At 67.7% G+C, this 14,376-nt stretch carries 15 protein-coding genes; 10 read left to right on the forward strand and 5 right to left on the reverse strand.

Annotation, left to right across the window (positions count from 1 at the left end; all coding sequences use genetic code 11):
- Positions 1-80: 80 nt before the first annotated feature.
- Positions 81-1,466: an exodeoxyribonuclease VII large subunit gene (xseA, locus tag J8I82_RS28630; RefSeq protein WP_209762470.1), complete on the reverse strand. Its 1,386-nt coding sequence runs from the start codon at positions 1,464-1,466 to the stop codon at positions 81-83.
- A 1,076-nt stretch (positions 1,467-2,542) separates the two neighbouring features.
- Here xseA and J8I82_RS28635 point away from each other — a divergent pair.
- The 7 genes from J8I82_RS28635 to J8I82_RS28665 all read left to right on the forward strand — a co-directional run bounded on the left by J8I82_RS28635 (position 2,543) and on the right by J8I82_RS28665 (position 8,209).
- Complete coding sequence (locus J8I82_RS28635) at positions 2,543-3,163, forward strand: MotA/TolQ/ExbB proton channel family protein (protein WP_209762473.1); 621 nt, start codon at positions 2,543-2,545, stop codon at positions 3,161-3,163.
- 18 nt (positions 3,164-3,181) lie between these two features.
- Positions 3,182-3,619: an ExbD/TolR family protein gene (locus tag J8I82_RS28640; protein WP_029047916.1), complete on the forward strand. Its 438-nt coding sequence runs from the start codon at positions 3,182-3,184 to the stop codon at positions 3,617-3,619.
- A gap of 197 nt (positions 3,620-3,816) precedes the next feature.
- Complete coding sequence (lpxK, locus tag J8I82_RS28645; protein ID WP_209762475.1) at positions 3,817-4,926, forward strand: tetraacyldisaccharide 4'-kinase; 1,110 nt, start codon at positions 3,817-3,819, stop codon at positions 4,924-4,926.
- A complete protein-coding gene (locus J8I82_RS28650; RefSeq protein WP_209762478.1) occupies positions 4,907-5,113 on the forward strand; it encodes a Trm112 family protein in 207 nt (68 codons plus the stop codon). Before lpxK ends, J8I82_RS28650 begins: the two co-directional genes overlap by 20 nt.
- Before the next feature lie 39 nt (positions 5,114-5,152).
- Complete coding sequence (gene kdsB, locus J8I82_RS28655; protein ID WP_209762481.1) at positions 5,153-5,962, forward strand: 3-deoxy-manno-octulosonate cytidylyltransferase; 810 nt, start codon at positions 5,153-5,155, stop codon at positions 5,960-5,962.
- A gap of 373 nt (positions 5,963-6,335) precedes the next feature.
- On the forward strand, positions 6,336-7,001 hold the full coding sequence (gene adk, locus J8I82_RS28660) for an adenylate kinase (protein ID WP_209762485.1): 666 nt from the start codon (positions 6,336-6,338) through the stop codon (positions 6,999-7,001).
- Between the two features lie 449 nt (positions 7,002-7,450).
- Positions 7,451-8,209 carry a 3-hydroxyacyl-CoA dehydrogenase gene (locus J8I82_RS28665; RefSeq protein ID WP_209762488.1) on the forward strand — a complete coding sequence of 253 codons (759 nt, stop codon included), beginning with the start codon at positions 7,451-7,453 and terminating at the stop codon, positions 8,207-8,209.
- 17 nt (positions 8,210-8,226) lie between these two features.
- Here J8I82_RS28665 and J8I82_RS28670 read toward each other — a convergent pair whose 3' ends face one another.
- On the reverse strand, positions 8,227-9,027 hold the full coding sequence (locus tag J8I82_RS28670) for an MmyB family transcriptional regulator (protein WP_209762490.1): 801 nt from the start codon (positions 9,025-9,027) through the stop codon (positions 8,227-8,229).
- A gap of 124 nt (positions 9,028-9,151) precedes the next feature.
- Here J8I82_RS28670 and J8I82_RS28675 point away from each other — a divergent pair, with 124 nt between their 5' ends.
- Positions 9,152-9,931: a class I SAM-dependent methyltransferase gene (locus J8I82_RS28675; protein ID WP_209762493.1), complete on the forward strand. Its 780-nt coding sequence runs from the start codon at positions 9,152-9,154 to the stop codon at positions 9,929-9,931.
- 11 nt (positions 9,932-9,942) lie between these two features.
- On the opposite strand, the gene J8I82_RS28680 is transcribed toward J8I82_RS28675, so the two are convergent.
- Complete coding sequence (locus tag J8I82_RS28680; RefSeq protein WP_209762495.1) at positions 9,943-10,860, reverse strand: LysR family transcriptional regulator; 918 nt, start codon at positions 10,858-10,860, stop codon at positions 9,943-9,945.
- 92 nt (positions 10,861-10,952) lie between these two features.
- On the opposite strand from J8I82_RS28680, the gene J8I82_RS28685 reads away from it, so the two are divergent.
- Positions 10,953-11,978 carry a bile acid:sodium symporter family protein gene (locus tag J8I82_RS28685; protein WP_209762498.1) on the forward strand — a complete coding sequence of 342 codons (1,026 nt, stop codon included), beginning with the start codon at positions 10,953-10,955 and terminating at the stop codon, positions 11,976-11,978.
- Between the two features lie 67 nt (positions 11,979-12,045).
- Positions 12,046-12,318: a hypothetical protein gene (locus tag J8I82_RS28690; RefSeq protein WP_209762501.1), complete on the forward strand. Its 273-nt coding sequence runs from the start codon at positions 12,046-12,048 to the stop codon at positions 12,316-12,318.
- A gap of 27 nt (positions 12,319-12,345) precedes the next feature.
- On the opposite strand, the gene J8I82_RS28695 is transcribed toward J8I82_RS28690, so the two are convergent.
- Positions 12,346-13,845, reverse strand: a complete 1,500-nt coding sequence (locus J8I82_RS28695) for an N-acetylmuramoyl-L-alanine amidase (RefSeq protein WP_209762504.1) — start codon at positions 13,843-13,845, stop codon at positions 12,346-12,348.
- Positions 13,839-14,363 (reverse strand): tRNA (adenosine(37)-N6)-threonylcarbamoyltransferase complex ATPase subunit type 1 TsaE, encoded by a 525-nt coding sequence (gene tsaE / locus J8I82_RS28700; protein ID WP_209762507.1) that lies wholly within the window; start codon positions 14,361-14,363, stop codon positions 13,839-13,841. The genes J8I82_RS28695 and tsaE overlap by 7 nt, the downstream gene beginning before the upstream one ends.
- Positions 14,364-14,376: the final 13 nt, after the last annotated feature.

The following is a 14,376-nucleotide window of genomic DNA, read 5'->3' on the forward strand; positions in this document are numbered from 1 at the left end:
TGTCCGGAGGCGGGTTTCCGGGGGTTTTACTGACCCTTTCCCGGGCGCGGATCGGACCCGTTGCGGACATGCCGAGCAGCTCAGAATTCAGGCAGCTTCGCCTGCACGCCGGCGATCGACAGGTCGGCCACGCCCTCGGCGAAATGCGCCTCGACCACGCTGCCCGGGCGGATCTCGGAGGGCGAGCGCAGCGCGCGTCCGCGCTGGTCGAGCAGCACCGCGTAACCGCGCTCGAGGGTGCGCTGCGGCGCCAGCAACTCCAGCGCACCGGCGGCGCGCGCCAGGCGCTGGCCGGCGCGTTCATGGCCGCGCGTGGCGGCGGCCTGCAGCCGCTGCCACAGCCGTGCCAGGTCCGCCTGTGCCGCGGCGGTATCGGGACGGCAGGCGCTCCAGCGCATCGCCAGCACCTGCTGACGATGCCGCTGCGACACCACGGTGTCGCGCAATGCCGACCGCAAGTGTCGGGCCAGATTGTCGACGCGCGCGCGGCGTTCCTGCAGCTGCGCCTGCGGGCTGCGCACGCGCCGCGCCAGCCAGTCCAGGTGCTGGGCGCGCAGGTCCAGCGCCCGGCGCATCGCCTGCGCCAGCGCGTCGCGGCCACGCAGGGTCTGCGCCAGCAGGTGCGAACGGTCGGGGCTGACCAGCTCGGCCGCGCCGGTCGGCGTCGGCGCGCGCACGTCGGCGACGAAATCGGCAATGGTGAAGTCGGTCTCGTGGCCCACGCCGGAAATCAGCGGCAGCGCGCAGCGCGCGATCGCGTGCGCCACCACCTCTTCATTGAACGACCACAGGTCTTCGATGCTGCCCCCGCCGCGGCACAGGATCAGCACGTCGCAGTCGCGGCGCGCGTCGGCCAGGTCGATCGTGTCGGCGATCTTCTGCGCCGCCCCGGCTCCCTGCACCGGTACCGGATAGACCACCACCGGCACATGCGGCGCGCGCCGGCGCAGCGTGGTCAGCACATCGCGCAAGGCGGCGGCCTGCAGCGAGGTGATGACGCCGATGATGCGCGGGTGCGACGGCACCGGCCGCTTGCGCTCCGGGGCAAACAGGCCGGCCTGCGCCAGCTTTTCCTTCAGCCGCAGGAAAGCTTCGTACAGGTTGCCCAGGCCGGCGCGGCGCATCGCCTCAACGCCGAGCTGCAGTTCGCCGCGCGCCTCGTACATCGTGACCACGGCGCGCACCTCGACCGCCTCGCCTTCGCGTGGCTGGAAGTCGACATGCTGGTTGCGGCCGCGGAACATCACGCAGCGGATCTGGGCACGCGCATCCTTGAGCGAGAAATACCAGTGGCCACTCGAAGCGCGGGTGAAGTTGGAAATTTCCCCGCGCACCCAGGCCAGCGGAAAGCTGCGCTCCAGCAATCGGGCAATGGCGTGATTCAACTCACCGACAGGAATGACTTCACGGCCACTGCGCGGGCCGGTGGAGGATGCGTCACGCGAAAAGCTGGTCAGGTCGGGCATGGCGCACGCCGGTCAAGCGGCGTTAATGGGACATGTCCACAGCATAACTGGTCTGTCAAGGGGGTAGCGATGATGGCCGAATGCTGCCCGGCAAGCCGCATTGCTTCGTTCAACTCTTTGATTTTTATGAGGTTTATGATCGAAATAAAAATTAGGCAATATAACCGATTCTCTTTTGCATCAACCACTTAGCGGGCGCCGACGGCGCTTGTTCACAAAGTTATCCACAGGATCTCTGGATAAAACACGGTGTTTACCCGACTTTTCCGCCGCTCCCTATGTCAAGCGCGGCCGGAATCACGCCCGAGGCGGCGTAGCCGGCATGTCATGGCGCGCGCCCGCACTGCACCATGTGAAACACCCGAACCAGAGGGCGCTGCCCAATTTCTAGGCACTCGGCCGCATACCTAATGAAATCAAATGGTTAGCCGAACTCTCCAGACTTTATCCACAGGCGATCCACAATCCTCTCCCTGCACAGTGTGGAAAAGCTCGGGTATACCCATGCGGCAGACCATCGGCCCATCCCGCGGCCGCTCACGAACCATTTGCCCATTTTTTAAGCAATTACATGCGAACCATTTAAAATCAATGACTTAAATGATTTCTCCGCTACCTGTCCACAACCGCTCCACAATTCTGTCCCGCACTCGTGTGGACGACCGCATCGCAGCCTGCGTTAGCGCGCAGACATGGCGTGCGGCAGCGCCGAATCCGACTTTTCCACGGTGTGCGGCAAGCGTCGCGAGCGCCCCGAGCACGCTTGCACAATTTTCAGGCAACCCCCGGCTTCCTTTTGCGAATCAAGCACTTGCATCGCTTGTCCGGCGCCTTTCCACAATCGATCCACAATTCTGTCCCTGCGCCCTGTGGAAAGTCCGCGGCAACATCGGCCGGCTCCGATGCGCGCCGGAGACAGCCGGCCCGCCTTCGCTTGCCGCGCGGCAGGCCGCGGGGTAGAGTTGCGCCTGATTTTTCAGAGCAATGCCGGAGTGCGCTGCCTGCTGACGCGCCTCAAGGCATGCCGACCAGCTGGTTGGGGTTTCTTTATTGGGTTGTCGATCCCGGGGGTCCAATTGTTTTCCATCATTCAAGCGGCCGGCTGGCCGATCTGGCCGCTGTTGCTGGCCTCGGTCCTCGCGCTGGCGCTGGTCGTCGAACGCTTCCTGTCGCTCAAGCGCAGCAAGGTGCTGCCGCCCCGGCTCTATGAAGAAGCGCTGGCCGCCGCGCAGCAGCGCCGCGCCACACCGGAAGTGGTCAACACGCTCGAACAGAATTCGCCGCTCGGCCGCGTGCTGGCCGCCGGCCTGCGCCACGTGGTGCTGCAGCCGCACACCTCGCGCGACGCCGCCAAGGATGTGGTCGAGGAAGCCGGCCGCGCGGTCGCGCATGAGCTGGAGCGCTACCTGAACGCGCTCGGCACGATCGCCTCGGTGGCCCCGTTGATGGGCCTGCTGGGCACCGTGATCGGCATGATCGAGATCTTCGGCAGCCAGGGCGGCACCGGCGCCAACCCCGAGCAGCTGGCGCACGGCATCTCGGTGGCGCTCTACAACACCGCCTTCGGCCTGATCGTGGCGATCCCGGCGCTGATCTTCTGGCGCTACTTCCGCCGCCGCGTGGACGACTACGTGGCCGAGCTGGAATTCCGCGCCACCGCGTTCCTGGACGCGATCCTGCCGCAGCGCCGCAGCTGATCACGGACCCGCCACGCCATGCGATTCCGTTCCCGCCAGCGGCGCGAAGAGCCGGAGATCAACCTGATCCCGCTGATCGACGTGCTGCTCGTGATCCTGATCTTCCTGATGATCACGACCACGTACTCGCGCTATACCGAGCTGCAGATCCAGCTGCCCACCGCCGACGCCGAGCGCGCCCAGCAGCGGCCGCAGGAAATCGTGGTGTCGGTGTCGTCGCGCGGGGTCTACTCGGTCAACAAGAAAGTGCTGGAGCAGAAGGATGTCACCAGCCTGGCCGACCAACTGCGCGCCGCCTCCGGGCCCGCCGGGGCCGGAAATGGCCAGCCGCCGGTGGTCATCGTCAACGCCGACGCGCAGGCCAGCCATCAGGCGGTGGTCAATGTGATGGAAGCCGCGCGGCTGGCCGGGCTGTCGCGCCTGACCTTCGCCACGCAGAGCGCGCAGCCGCGCTGAGCGCTGGCCATCGCCGTCCCCGCGCAAGCGGGGACCGGCTATGCCTGCGGGCGCGAAGCCTGGCCGGCCTTGCCCCATGCGCTGCGCAGTGCCCATAATGGATCGATCCGCCTCTTTGCCGATCCTCCCTTCCGGGCGCGAGTCCCGAGCGCACTACAATCCCATCCCATCCACGACCTGAACGACCCGCCGCGTCCATGCCCGCTCCCCGCCATGCCCTCGCCGACTTCGTGACCGCCCAGTGGCAGCGCCGCGGCTGGTTTGCCTGGGTCATGCTGCCGTTCTCGCTGCTGTTCGGGCTGGTGGCCCGCGTGCGCCGGCACGGTTACCGGCGCGGCTGGTTCAAGTCCACGCGGCTGCCGATGCCGGTGGTGGTGGTCGGCAACGTGACCGTGGGCGGCACCGGCAAGACGCCGGCGGTGATCGCGCTGGCCCACGCGCTGACCGAGGCCGGCTTGCGCCCCGGCGTGGTGTCGCGCGGCTATGGCGTCGAGCTGAAGCATCCGCGCCGGGTCAAGCCGACCTCGCAGGCCAGCGACGTCGGCGACGAGCCGCTGCTGATCGCGCGCGCCACCGACGTGCCGGTGTGGGTGTTCCCGGACCGCGCGCTGTGCGCGCAGACCATGCTGGTGTCGCACCCCGGCGTCAACGTGCTGCTGCTCGACGATGGCCTGCAGCACTACCAGCTGCAGCGCGATTTCGAGATCGTGATGTTCGACACGCGCATGGGCGGCAACGGCCTGATGCTGCCGGCCGGCCCGCTGCGCGAACCGCTGACGCGCCCGCGCGATGCCACGCTGATCAACGATCCCAATTTCCGCGCCACGCCCGACCGCCCCGGTGTCTACGGCATGCGGCTCGAGCTGGAAGACGCCTGGCAGCTGAACGACCCGACCATGGCGCGGCCGGTTTCCGCCTTCGCTGGCCGCCGCGTGCTGGCCGCGGCCGGTATCGGCAACCCCGAGCGCTTCTTCGCCAGCCTGCGCGGCGCCGGGCTGTCGCCGAAGACCCTGCCGCTGCCCGACCACTATGACTTTGCCGAAGACCCGTTCGCCGGCAACGCCGACGCGCTCGATGCCGACGTGATCCTGATCACCGAGAAGGATGCCGTAAAATGCGAGCGCTTCGACGACCCGCGCATCTGGGTCGTGCCTACCAGGCCGGTGATCGACGCGGGCCTGATCGACAAAATCCGCAGCGCCGTGCTGGCGCATATCAACACCGCACCGACCGCGCAGTCCGCGGCGGCTACGTCCGGCAGCGCCGGGCGCAACGAGGAACACCGAGATGGACAACCGGCTGCTTGAAATCCTGGTCTGCCCGCTGTGCAAGGGCAAGCTGGAATACGACCGCGCCGCGCAGGAACTGATCTGCCACGCTGACAAGCTTGCATACCCGATCCGCGACGGCATCCCCGTGATGCTGGCCGACGAAGCGCGCCAGTCGGTGCCGGGCCGTGCCATCGACCCGGACGCGCCGACCAATGGCAACTGAGGGCAACCGAGGGCAACCGAAGCTAACCAAGCCAGCACCATGACCGTCCCGGCCTTCACCGTCGTCATCCCCGCGCGGCTCGCTTCGACCCGCCTGCCTGACAAGCCGCTGGCCGATATCGGCGGGCGCCCGATGGTCGTGCGCGTGGCCGAGCGCGCCCATGCCTCGTCGGCCACGCGCACCGTGGTCGCCACCGACGCCCCGTCGGTGGCGCAGGCCTGCGCGGACCACGGCATCGAAGCCGTGCTGACCCGCGCGGACCACGCCACCGGCACAGACCGTCTGGCCGAAGTGGCAGCGCAACTGGGCCTCCCCGACGACGCCATCGTGGTCAACGTGCAGGGCGACGAGCCGCTGATCGACCCGACCCTGATCGACGAGGTGGCGCTGCACCTGTCGCACCACGCCGACTGCGCCGTCGCCACCGCGGCCCACCCGCTGCACGACATCGCCGAGGTTTTCAATCCCAACGTGGTCAAGGTCGTGTGCGACGCCGCCGGACGCGCGCTGTATTTCTCGCGCGCGCCGATCCCGTGGGCGCGCGACGCCTGGGCGGGTGTGCCGGCCGTGCCCGCCGCCATGGCCCAGGTCCCGCTGCCGGCCATGCCGGTGCTGCGCCATATCGGCCTGTACGCCTATCGCGCCGGCTTCCTGCGGCGCTTCCCGACCCTGGCCGCCGCGCCGCTCGAGCAGACCGAGGCGCTGGAGCAACTGCGCGCAATGTGGCATGGCGAGCGCATCGCGGTGGTGGAAACCGCTGCCGCACCGGCGCCGGGTGTTGACACCCCGGCCGACCTGGAGCGCGTGCGCGCGCTGTGGGCCGAGTCGATGGCGCAGGACGGGCCCTGATCGTCACCCGGCTCGCCACCCCGCCCGGCCGGCCGCCCGCTCAGGTTCAAACTGCTGCAACCTGAACCGGGGGGCGGATTTCAGGCCGGATCGGCGCCACCTCATGGCATAATGCTTGCCGATACAGAGCCGCCCGGCTGTGCGCCAACGCGCCGCCGGCCAAGGCTCGGTGGGGAGATAAAGATAGAGCCCGACTGGTGCGCCGCGCAGCCATCCCCCTGGCAGCCGCCGCCAGACGTCCGCGTGGGCAGATGTGCCCGCGCCAGATGCCGTCAACATCCGGCAAGACAGCAGTAAGTCTTGCGTCAAGTTGCGGCATTACCCTCCTTCTGATCTCCCGCCATACCAGATTCAAAACTCTGAGGACCCGTAAATGCGTTTGATCCTGTTGGGCGCACCCGGCGCCGGCAAAGGCACGCAAGCCAAGTTCATCTGCGAGAAGTTCGCCATTCCGCAAATCTCCACCGGCGACATGCTGCGCGCGGCGGTGAAGGCCGGCACCCCCCTTGGCGTGGAAGCCAAGAAGGTCATGGACGCGGGCGGACTGGTGTCGGATGACATCATCATCGGCCTGGTGAAAGACCGGCTGAAGCAGGACGACTGCAAGAACGGCTATCTGTTCGACGGCTTCCCGCGCACCATCCCGCAGGCCGAAGCGATGAAGGAAGCCGGCGTGGCGATCGACTACGTACTGGAAATCGACGTGCCGTTCGACGCCATCATCGAGCGCATGAGCGGCCGCCGCGTGCATGTGGCCTCGGGCCGCACCTACCACGTCAAGTACAACCCGCCGAAGGCCGAAGGCATCGACGACGAAACCGGCGAAGCGCTGATCCAGCGCGACGACGACAAGGAAGAGACGGTCAAGAAGCGCCTCGACGTCTACTCCCAGCAGACCCGCCCGCTGGTCGACTACTACTCGGACTGGGCCGCCAAGGGCGACGCCGCTGCGAAGGTAGCTCCGCCGAAGTACCGGAAAATCTCCGGCGTCGGCAACGTCGACGAAATTACCGCGCAAGTGTTTGACGCGCTGAAGTAATTCGTCGTCGAATGCGGCAACAAAAAAGCGGCCTAAAGGCCGCTTTTTTCCTTTGGACCCGCGCTCAGCGCAGCCGAAGGCGTTCCTACCATGCCGCCAGCAGCAGGAACCACCCCCAGCTCTGGGCTCGTTCAGGCATTGCATCCATCCTGAGGCACCGTAGCGCACCAGGGCGGCAGGCAGTCCTGCCCTGCAACGAAGCAAGGCCCCGTACGAAAGCACTCGCACACTACGATAAGAGTGGCCGCCCGCCCAGGGCAGTAAACGCGCTTTTTGGTGCTTTTTTGTCGCTCGGACAAAAAGGTACCCGCCCTTTAGGGCGGAACCGGGCACATCAATCACTACCAGATACCCGCACGGGCCCAAACCCCTTGCACTACAAACTCCGCCCCGTACAATAGTTGACGTTTACGTTAACGGAAACCTCACCACAAAGGAGACACCGCAAAATGCAAATCAAGGACAACGTCTTCATCATCACCGGCGGCGCCTCCGGCCTGGGCGCCGGCACGGCAACCATGCTGGCGGAAGCCGGCGCCAAAGTCGTCATCGCCGACCTCAACGAGCAAGCCGGCCAATCCCTCGCCACCGAACTGAACGGCCAGTTCATCCGCTGCGATGTCGCCTCCGAAACCGACGGCCAGGCCGTGGTCGCCGCCGCCCAGGTACTGGGCCGCCTGTCAGGCCTGGTCAACTGTGCCGGCATCGCCACCGCCAACAAGACGGTGGGCAAGAACGGGCCGCATCCGCTGGATGCCTTCGACAAGACCATCCGCATCAACCTGGTCGGCACCTTCAACATGATCCGCCTGGCCGCCGCTGCCATGGTCCAGAACACGCCCGACAGCGAAGGCGAGCGCGGCGTAATCATCAACACCGCCTCGGTGGCGGCCTTCGATGGCCAGATCGGCCAGGCCGCCTATGCCGCCTCCAAGGGCGGCGTGGTCGCCATGACCCTGGCCATCGCGCGCGACCTGTCCCGCGACGGCGTCCGCTGCATGACCATCGCCCCGGGCCTCTTTGAAACGCCCATGCTGCTCGGCATGCCGCAGGAAGTGCAGGATGCCCTCGGCAAGATGGTCCCGTTCCCCCCGCGCCTGGGCCGCCCGGCCGAATACGCCAGGCTGGCACGCGCAATCATCGAAAACACCATGCTGAACGGCGAAGTGATCCGCCTCGACGGCGCGATCCGGATGCAGCCGAAGTAACAAGCTCGCAAGCCCGCTCAGCCGGGCAGCAGTATCACCAGCATCAGCCCTGGCGCCGCCGCCGGCACCAGCGTCAGCTGCTCGAACTGCAACGCCCCCAGCTGCGGATGCCGGAACCCCCGGCGCCCGCCCTCGCGGTCTTCCACATCCTGCGACAGCCAGGCGTCGCGGAAGGCCGCGCTCTCCCCTATCAGTCCATCGATCAACGCGCGTGTCGGCGCCTCGTCGGCATGGCGGATGCTGTGCGCGCGAAATTCGGCCACCAGCCGCGCGGCGCGGTGCGGCCAGTCTTCGACCAGCGCCTGCAGCGGCGGCGACAGGAACATCGCGCGCAACAGATTGCGCTCGCCGCTGGCCGCGTCGAGCCAGCCGGTGAACAGCCGCGCCGCGGCGTCGTTCCAGGCCAGCGCGGTCCATTGCCGGTCGAGCAGGTAGGCCGGGCCCGAGACCGCATGCACGCTTGCCAGCACCGCGGGCGCAACGGCTTCGTCGGCGGCCTGCTGCGTATCGCGCCGGCCGGCAAGTTCGAACAGATAGGCGCGTTCGGCGCGTGACAGCCGCAGCGCCGCTGCCAGGCTGGCCAGCGCGCGTGCCGACAGCGAGACCGGACGGCCCTGTTCCAGCCATGTCACCCAGGTTGCGCTCAGCCCCGCCAGTTGTGCCACCTCTTCGCGCCGCAGGCCCGGGGTACGGCGTCGCCGGCCGGGGGCCAGGCCGACATCGGCTGGCGCCAGCCGCTCGCGGTGCGCGCGCAGGAAGGCGCCCAGCACGGCCTCGCGGGTAGATGGGGTAAGAGATTCGGAGACGGAAGCGGACATCGCAGGCAGGTGGCGTTTATACCAGGATAAAACGCTGACTTGTACCGGGAATAGGTGCCGCTACAGTATGCCGAACCCGCCTAGCGGGCAACCCTTTCCCTCAAGAAAGCCCAAGGAGCCAGCCATGCAACAACAGGAACTCGTCGCCGCGCAGTTTGGCGCCACCGCCAGCGCCTACCTCACCAGTGCCGTCCATGCCAGCGGCGCCGACCTGCAGCAGCTGAAGGACGAACTGGCCGCGCTGATCCCGGAAGCGAACCGGCCGCGCAGCCGCGTGCTCGACCTTGGCTGCGGCGCCGGCCACGCCAGCTTTGCCGCCGCCGCGGTGGCAGGCGAAGTGACGGCTTACGACCTGTCTCCCGACATGCTGGCCGTGGTGGAAGGCGCCGCGCGCGAGCGCGGACTGGCCAACGTCCGCACGCGCCAGGGCGCTGCCGAGCGGCTGCCGTTTGACGACGCCAGCTTCTGCGCGGTGGTCTCGCGCATGAGCGCGCACCACTGGCGCGATGTCCCCGCGGCGCTGGCCGAAGTGCGGCGCGTCCTCAAGCCGGGCGGCAAGGTGGTGCTGATCGATATTGCCGGTTCCGCGGATCCGTTGCGCGATACCTGGCTGCAGTCGGTCGAACTGCTGCGCGATCCGTCGCATGTGCGCGACTACACGCCGGGCGGCTGGCGCGCGCTGTTCGAGGCGGCGGGCTTCGCCGCGCAGGGTGTCAGCGTGGGCGAGCCCTGGCGCATCGGCATCGAGTTCGACAGCTGGGTCCGGCGCATGCGCACGCCGCCGGTAGCGGTCGCGGCGATCCGCCATCTGTGGCAGGTCGCGCCGGCCGAAGTGCGGGAGCACTATCGCGTGCAGGCAGATGGCAGCTTTGAACTGGAAGCGGTGATGGTCACCGCGCGCTGACCCGGCGGCGCTCAGGCCGCGGCGCCCATCGCGGGCGCCTCAACGCGCAAGGTCAGGCGCCGCACCAGCGCCCACACCGCCGCCGCCGCCGGCGAGAGCGAGCGGTCCTCGCGCCGGACCATGACGATGCTGCGCTCTTCGCGCGGCACCAGCGGCCGCCACACCAGCGGCGATGCGGCAGGAAGCGGCAGCGAGAACGAGGGCAGCACGGAAGCGCCGATGCCGGCCTCGACCATGCCGAACACGCTGGCCGAGTGCCCAAGTTCCTGCACCACCTGCGGCGCCACGCCGTGGCGGCCGAAGATGCGGTCGATCAGCGGCCGGCTGCCCGAGGCAAAATCCAGCAGCACCAGCCGCATGCCATGCAGCGCCGACCACGGCACCGTCGCCGACTGTGCCAGCGGATGGTCGCGCCGGCAGACGAAGCAGAACGGGTCGGTCGCCACCGGCTCCACCGCCAGCCCTTCGCGCACCAGCGGATCGATCAGCACGCCGAAATCGACGGCGCCGGCGCGGACCTGCTCGAGGCCGTCGGCCTGCACGTTATCGCGCACGGTCAGCCGGATATCGGGGTATTGCGCGGCGCAGGCGGCGACATACATCGGCATCAGCCGCGCGGAAATCGTCGGCGCACCGGCTATCACAACGCGACCACGATAGCGTTCGCCTAACTGGCGCGTTTCTTCAAGGGTGTCGTCGAGCTGGCCCAGCAGCCGCTCCAGCGCCGGCACCAGCGCATGGCCGGCATCGGTCAGCACCACTTCACGCGTGGTGCGGTCAAGCAACTTGACGCCAAGTGCCTCTTCCAGCTCTGCGACGCCACGGCTGACCGCCGGCTGGGTCAGTCCCACCACCTCCGCAGCGCGGCTGAAACCGCCGCTGCCGGCCACCGCCAGGAAGACGCGCAGCTGGCGCAGTGTGTAATTCATGCAACGACCGGATAAATAGATTCTATAAATGAATTTGCATTCTAGACCCGGCTGGCGTCCAATACTAGGCAAAACCCTAACCAACCGCAGTCATGTCTCGCCTTTTTGCCAAGCTCAAGAAACTTTATGACCTGATCGACGGCTTCGTCCTCATCATGCTGACCGCCATCGCCATCGCGCTGGCAGCCCCGGAAATCGGCAGCGGCAAGGGCCCGCTGCACTTGGGCGTGGTCACCAGCGTGGGCGTGGCGCTGGTCTTCTTCCTGCATGGCGCGGCACTGTCGCGCGACAAGCTGGTCTCTGGCGCCAAGAACTGGCGCCTGCATGCGTTCGTGCAGTCGTTCACCTACGTGGTCTTCCCGGTGGTCGGCGCGCTGCTGATGCTGGCCCTGCACAACACGCTGCCGGCGGACCTGCTGCTGGGCGTGTTCTTCCTGTGCGCGCTGCCTTCGACGGTGTCGTCGTCGGTGGCCATGACCTCGATGGCGCGCGGCAACGTGTCCGGCGCGATCTTCAATGCCACCATCTCGGGACTGATCGGCATGCTGGTCACGCCGCTGCTGATGGGGCTGGTGATCAGCGCCAGCGGCGCCTCGATGCCGCTGGGCAAGGCGCTCACCGGCGTGGCGCTGCAGCTGCTGCTGCCGTTCGCGCTGGGCCAGCTGCTGCGGCCGCTGATCGGCAGCTGGCTGGCGAAGAAGAAGCAGATCACCACCAAGATCGACCGCGGCGTGATCGTGCTGATCGTCTATTCGTCGTTCTGCGATGCGACTGCCGAAGGCCTGTGGCACCAGTACGAGTGGCAGACCATCGGCGCGGTGATGCTGATCGCCGCGGTGCTGCTGTTCGTGGTGCTGGGCTTCACCACGCTGACCGCCCGCCGGATGGGTTTCTCGGTCGAGGACGAAATCACCGCGGTGTTCTGCGGCTCGAAGAAGAGCCTGGCCAACGGCATCCCGATGGCGAAGATCCTGTTTGCCGGCCACCCCGCGCTGGGCCTGCTGGTGTTGCCGCTGATGGTCTACCACCAGTTGCAGCTGATCGTCTGCTCGGTGATTGCCTCGCGCTACGCCAACCGCGATGCGCTGCTGGAGGACCGCGCCGCGGCGCGCGCCTGATCTGCGCCATCCGTCGTCGCGCCGGCCCGCTGCATGGCGTGCAACCCCCGAGGGTTGAGGAGTGGATATGGACGACGACCTCGATACGATGAGCCGCGAGCGGCTGATCGAAGAAGTGAAGGTACTGCGCGCGGGCATACGCCGCCATCGGGATGCTTCGGGTCACGACCTGTGCTGGCACCATCCGGATCTGTGGGCATTGCTGCCCGAGCCGGGCGACCAGGTCCCGACGGTTCCGGCGTGGCCCCAGTTTATGCGCGGCTGCGTGAAGTACCGCGAATCGCTGGACCGGCAATGCCCTGATGCGCCACGCAGCGAGAAGGAGTTCGGCGAGAGCTGAGCGTGCGCCGTGGCGGCGGCGCTACGGTCAGACCGACGGGTTCTTCGACAACGGCGGATTCTTCGCGAAGTACGCCTTGATCCCGCGCAGGATGGCATTCGCCAGCTGTTCCTGGTGCGCGCTGTCGTTGAGCTTGCGCTCCTCCGCCGGGTTGCTGATAAACGCGGTCTCGATCAGGATCGACGGGATGTCCGGCGCCTTCAGCACCGCAAACCCGGCCTGTTCCACGTGCGCCTTGTGCAGCCGGTTGATGCCGCCGATCTCGCCCAGCACGGACTTGCCGACCTGCAGGCTGTCGTTGATCTGCGCGGTGGTGGACAGGTCCAGCAGTACGCGCGCAACCTGCGCATCCTTGTTGCCCATGTTGGCGCCGCCGATCAGGTCGGAAGCGTTTTCCTTGTTGGCCAGCCAGCGCGCCGCGGTACTGGAAGCGCCGCGCTCGGACAGCGCAAACACCGAAGCGCCATTGGCTTCCGGCGACAGGAAGGCATCGGCGTGAATCGACACGAACAGGTCGGCCTGCACCCGGCGCGCCTTCTGCACGCGCACGTTCAGCGGCACGAAGAAATCCGCATCGCGCGTCATCATCGCGCGCATATTGGGCTGGGCATCGATCTTGGCGCGCAACCGGTGCGCGATCTGCAGCACCACGTCCTTCTCGCGAGAACCCGCGGCGCCGATCGCGCCGGGGTCTTCGCCGCCGTGGCCGGGATCGAGGGCCACCGTCAGCAGGCGTCGCATCTTGAACGGGCGCTCGGCAGTCGGGTTCTCGCGCGCGACAGGCGGCACCACGGGCGCATCGGGCTTCGGCACCACCGGCGACGACGGCCTGGGCCGGGCCGCGACCACCGGCGGGGGCGGCGCGGTGGTGGCCGGCATTTCGCCCTTCTCGTCGAACCTGCGCACCAGCGCGCCGATGGCATCTTCCTCGGCACCGGCCGGGGCGCCGGCGATGCTGTCCGGACCCGGCGCCGGGTCCGAGGTGGCGAAGCGGCGCTGCTTGTCCTCGGTGTCGCGCACCAGTTTCCACAGCGGATCGGGCGGATTGACCGGGTACAGGTCGAACACCAGCCGGTTGCGGTAGCTGCCGATCGGCAGCAGCGTGAACACCTGCGGCGCCACGCTCTCTTTCAGGTCGAACACCATGCGCACCACGCGCGGGCGGTTCTGGCCGACGCGCACGGTCTGGATATACGGGTCGTTGGGGGTGATCTTGGCCACCAGCTCGCGCAGCGTGGGCGACAGGTCCAGGCCATCGATATCCACCACCAGCCTGTCCGGATCGCGAATCATCTGGTGCACCGCGACCAGTGGCGCGTCGGATTCGATGGTGACGCGGGTGTAGTCCTCGGCCGGCCATACGCGCACCGCGACGATGCCGGCACCGAACGCGATCTGCGGGCCGGCGAGCGTCAGCACGGCGGTGCCCGCGCCCAGCTTCAGCGCCTGCGCCATCCATTTGCGGCGCGCCTGCAGCAGGCCGTCGGGTCCATCGGGGCGGTCGGTGGCAAGTCGCTTGATCAGCATGCGTTCAGCAGGGAAAGTCCAGTGTGAGTATAGGCGCGCAAGGTCGCGATGCGCCGCTCGCCGGCATCGTTTTCGCTGTCGGCCGGCGGTGCCGTGTCCGATTGGAGCAACACATGCAGGTCGGGTTCCCCCAGCAGGCGGCCCGCCTTCTCCGGCCATTCGACCAGGTTGAAGGCCGGTTCGGCGAAACAGTCGCGGAAACCCGCGTCGATCCATTCCTCCGGATCGGCGAAGCGGTACAGGTCGAAGTGGTAGACGGTCAGCGGCGAGCCGTCGGCGCGGGCCACCTCGTAAGGCTCGCACAGCGTGTAGGTGGGGCTGCGGACCTTGCCGGCATGGCCGAGCGCGCGCAGCACCGCGCGCGACAGCGTGGTCTTGCCGGCGCCAAGGTCGCCGGAGAGCTGCACATGCACCGCGCGCGGCGGCATGGCCTGCACCGTGCCGGCCAGCGCGGCGCCCAGGCGCGCGGTGGCGGCTTCGTCGGGCAGCGTCAGGGTGCGTTCTTCGAGCAAGGGCATTGCGTACAATTCA

This window comes from Cupriavidus consociatus, from assembly GCF_017814975.1.
Lineage (GTDB): Bacteria > Pseudomonadota > Gammaproteobacteria > Burkholderiales > Burkholderiaceae > Cupriavidus > Cupriavidus consociatus.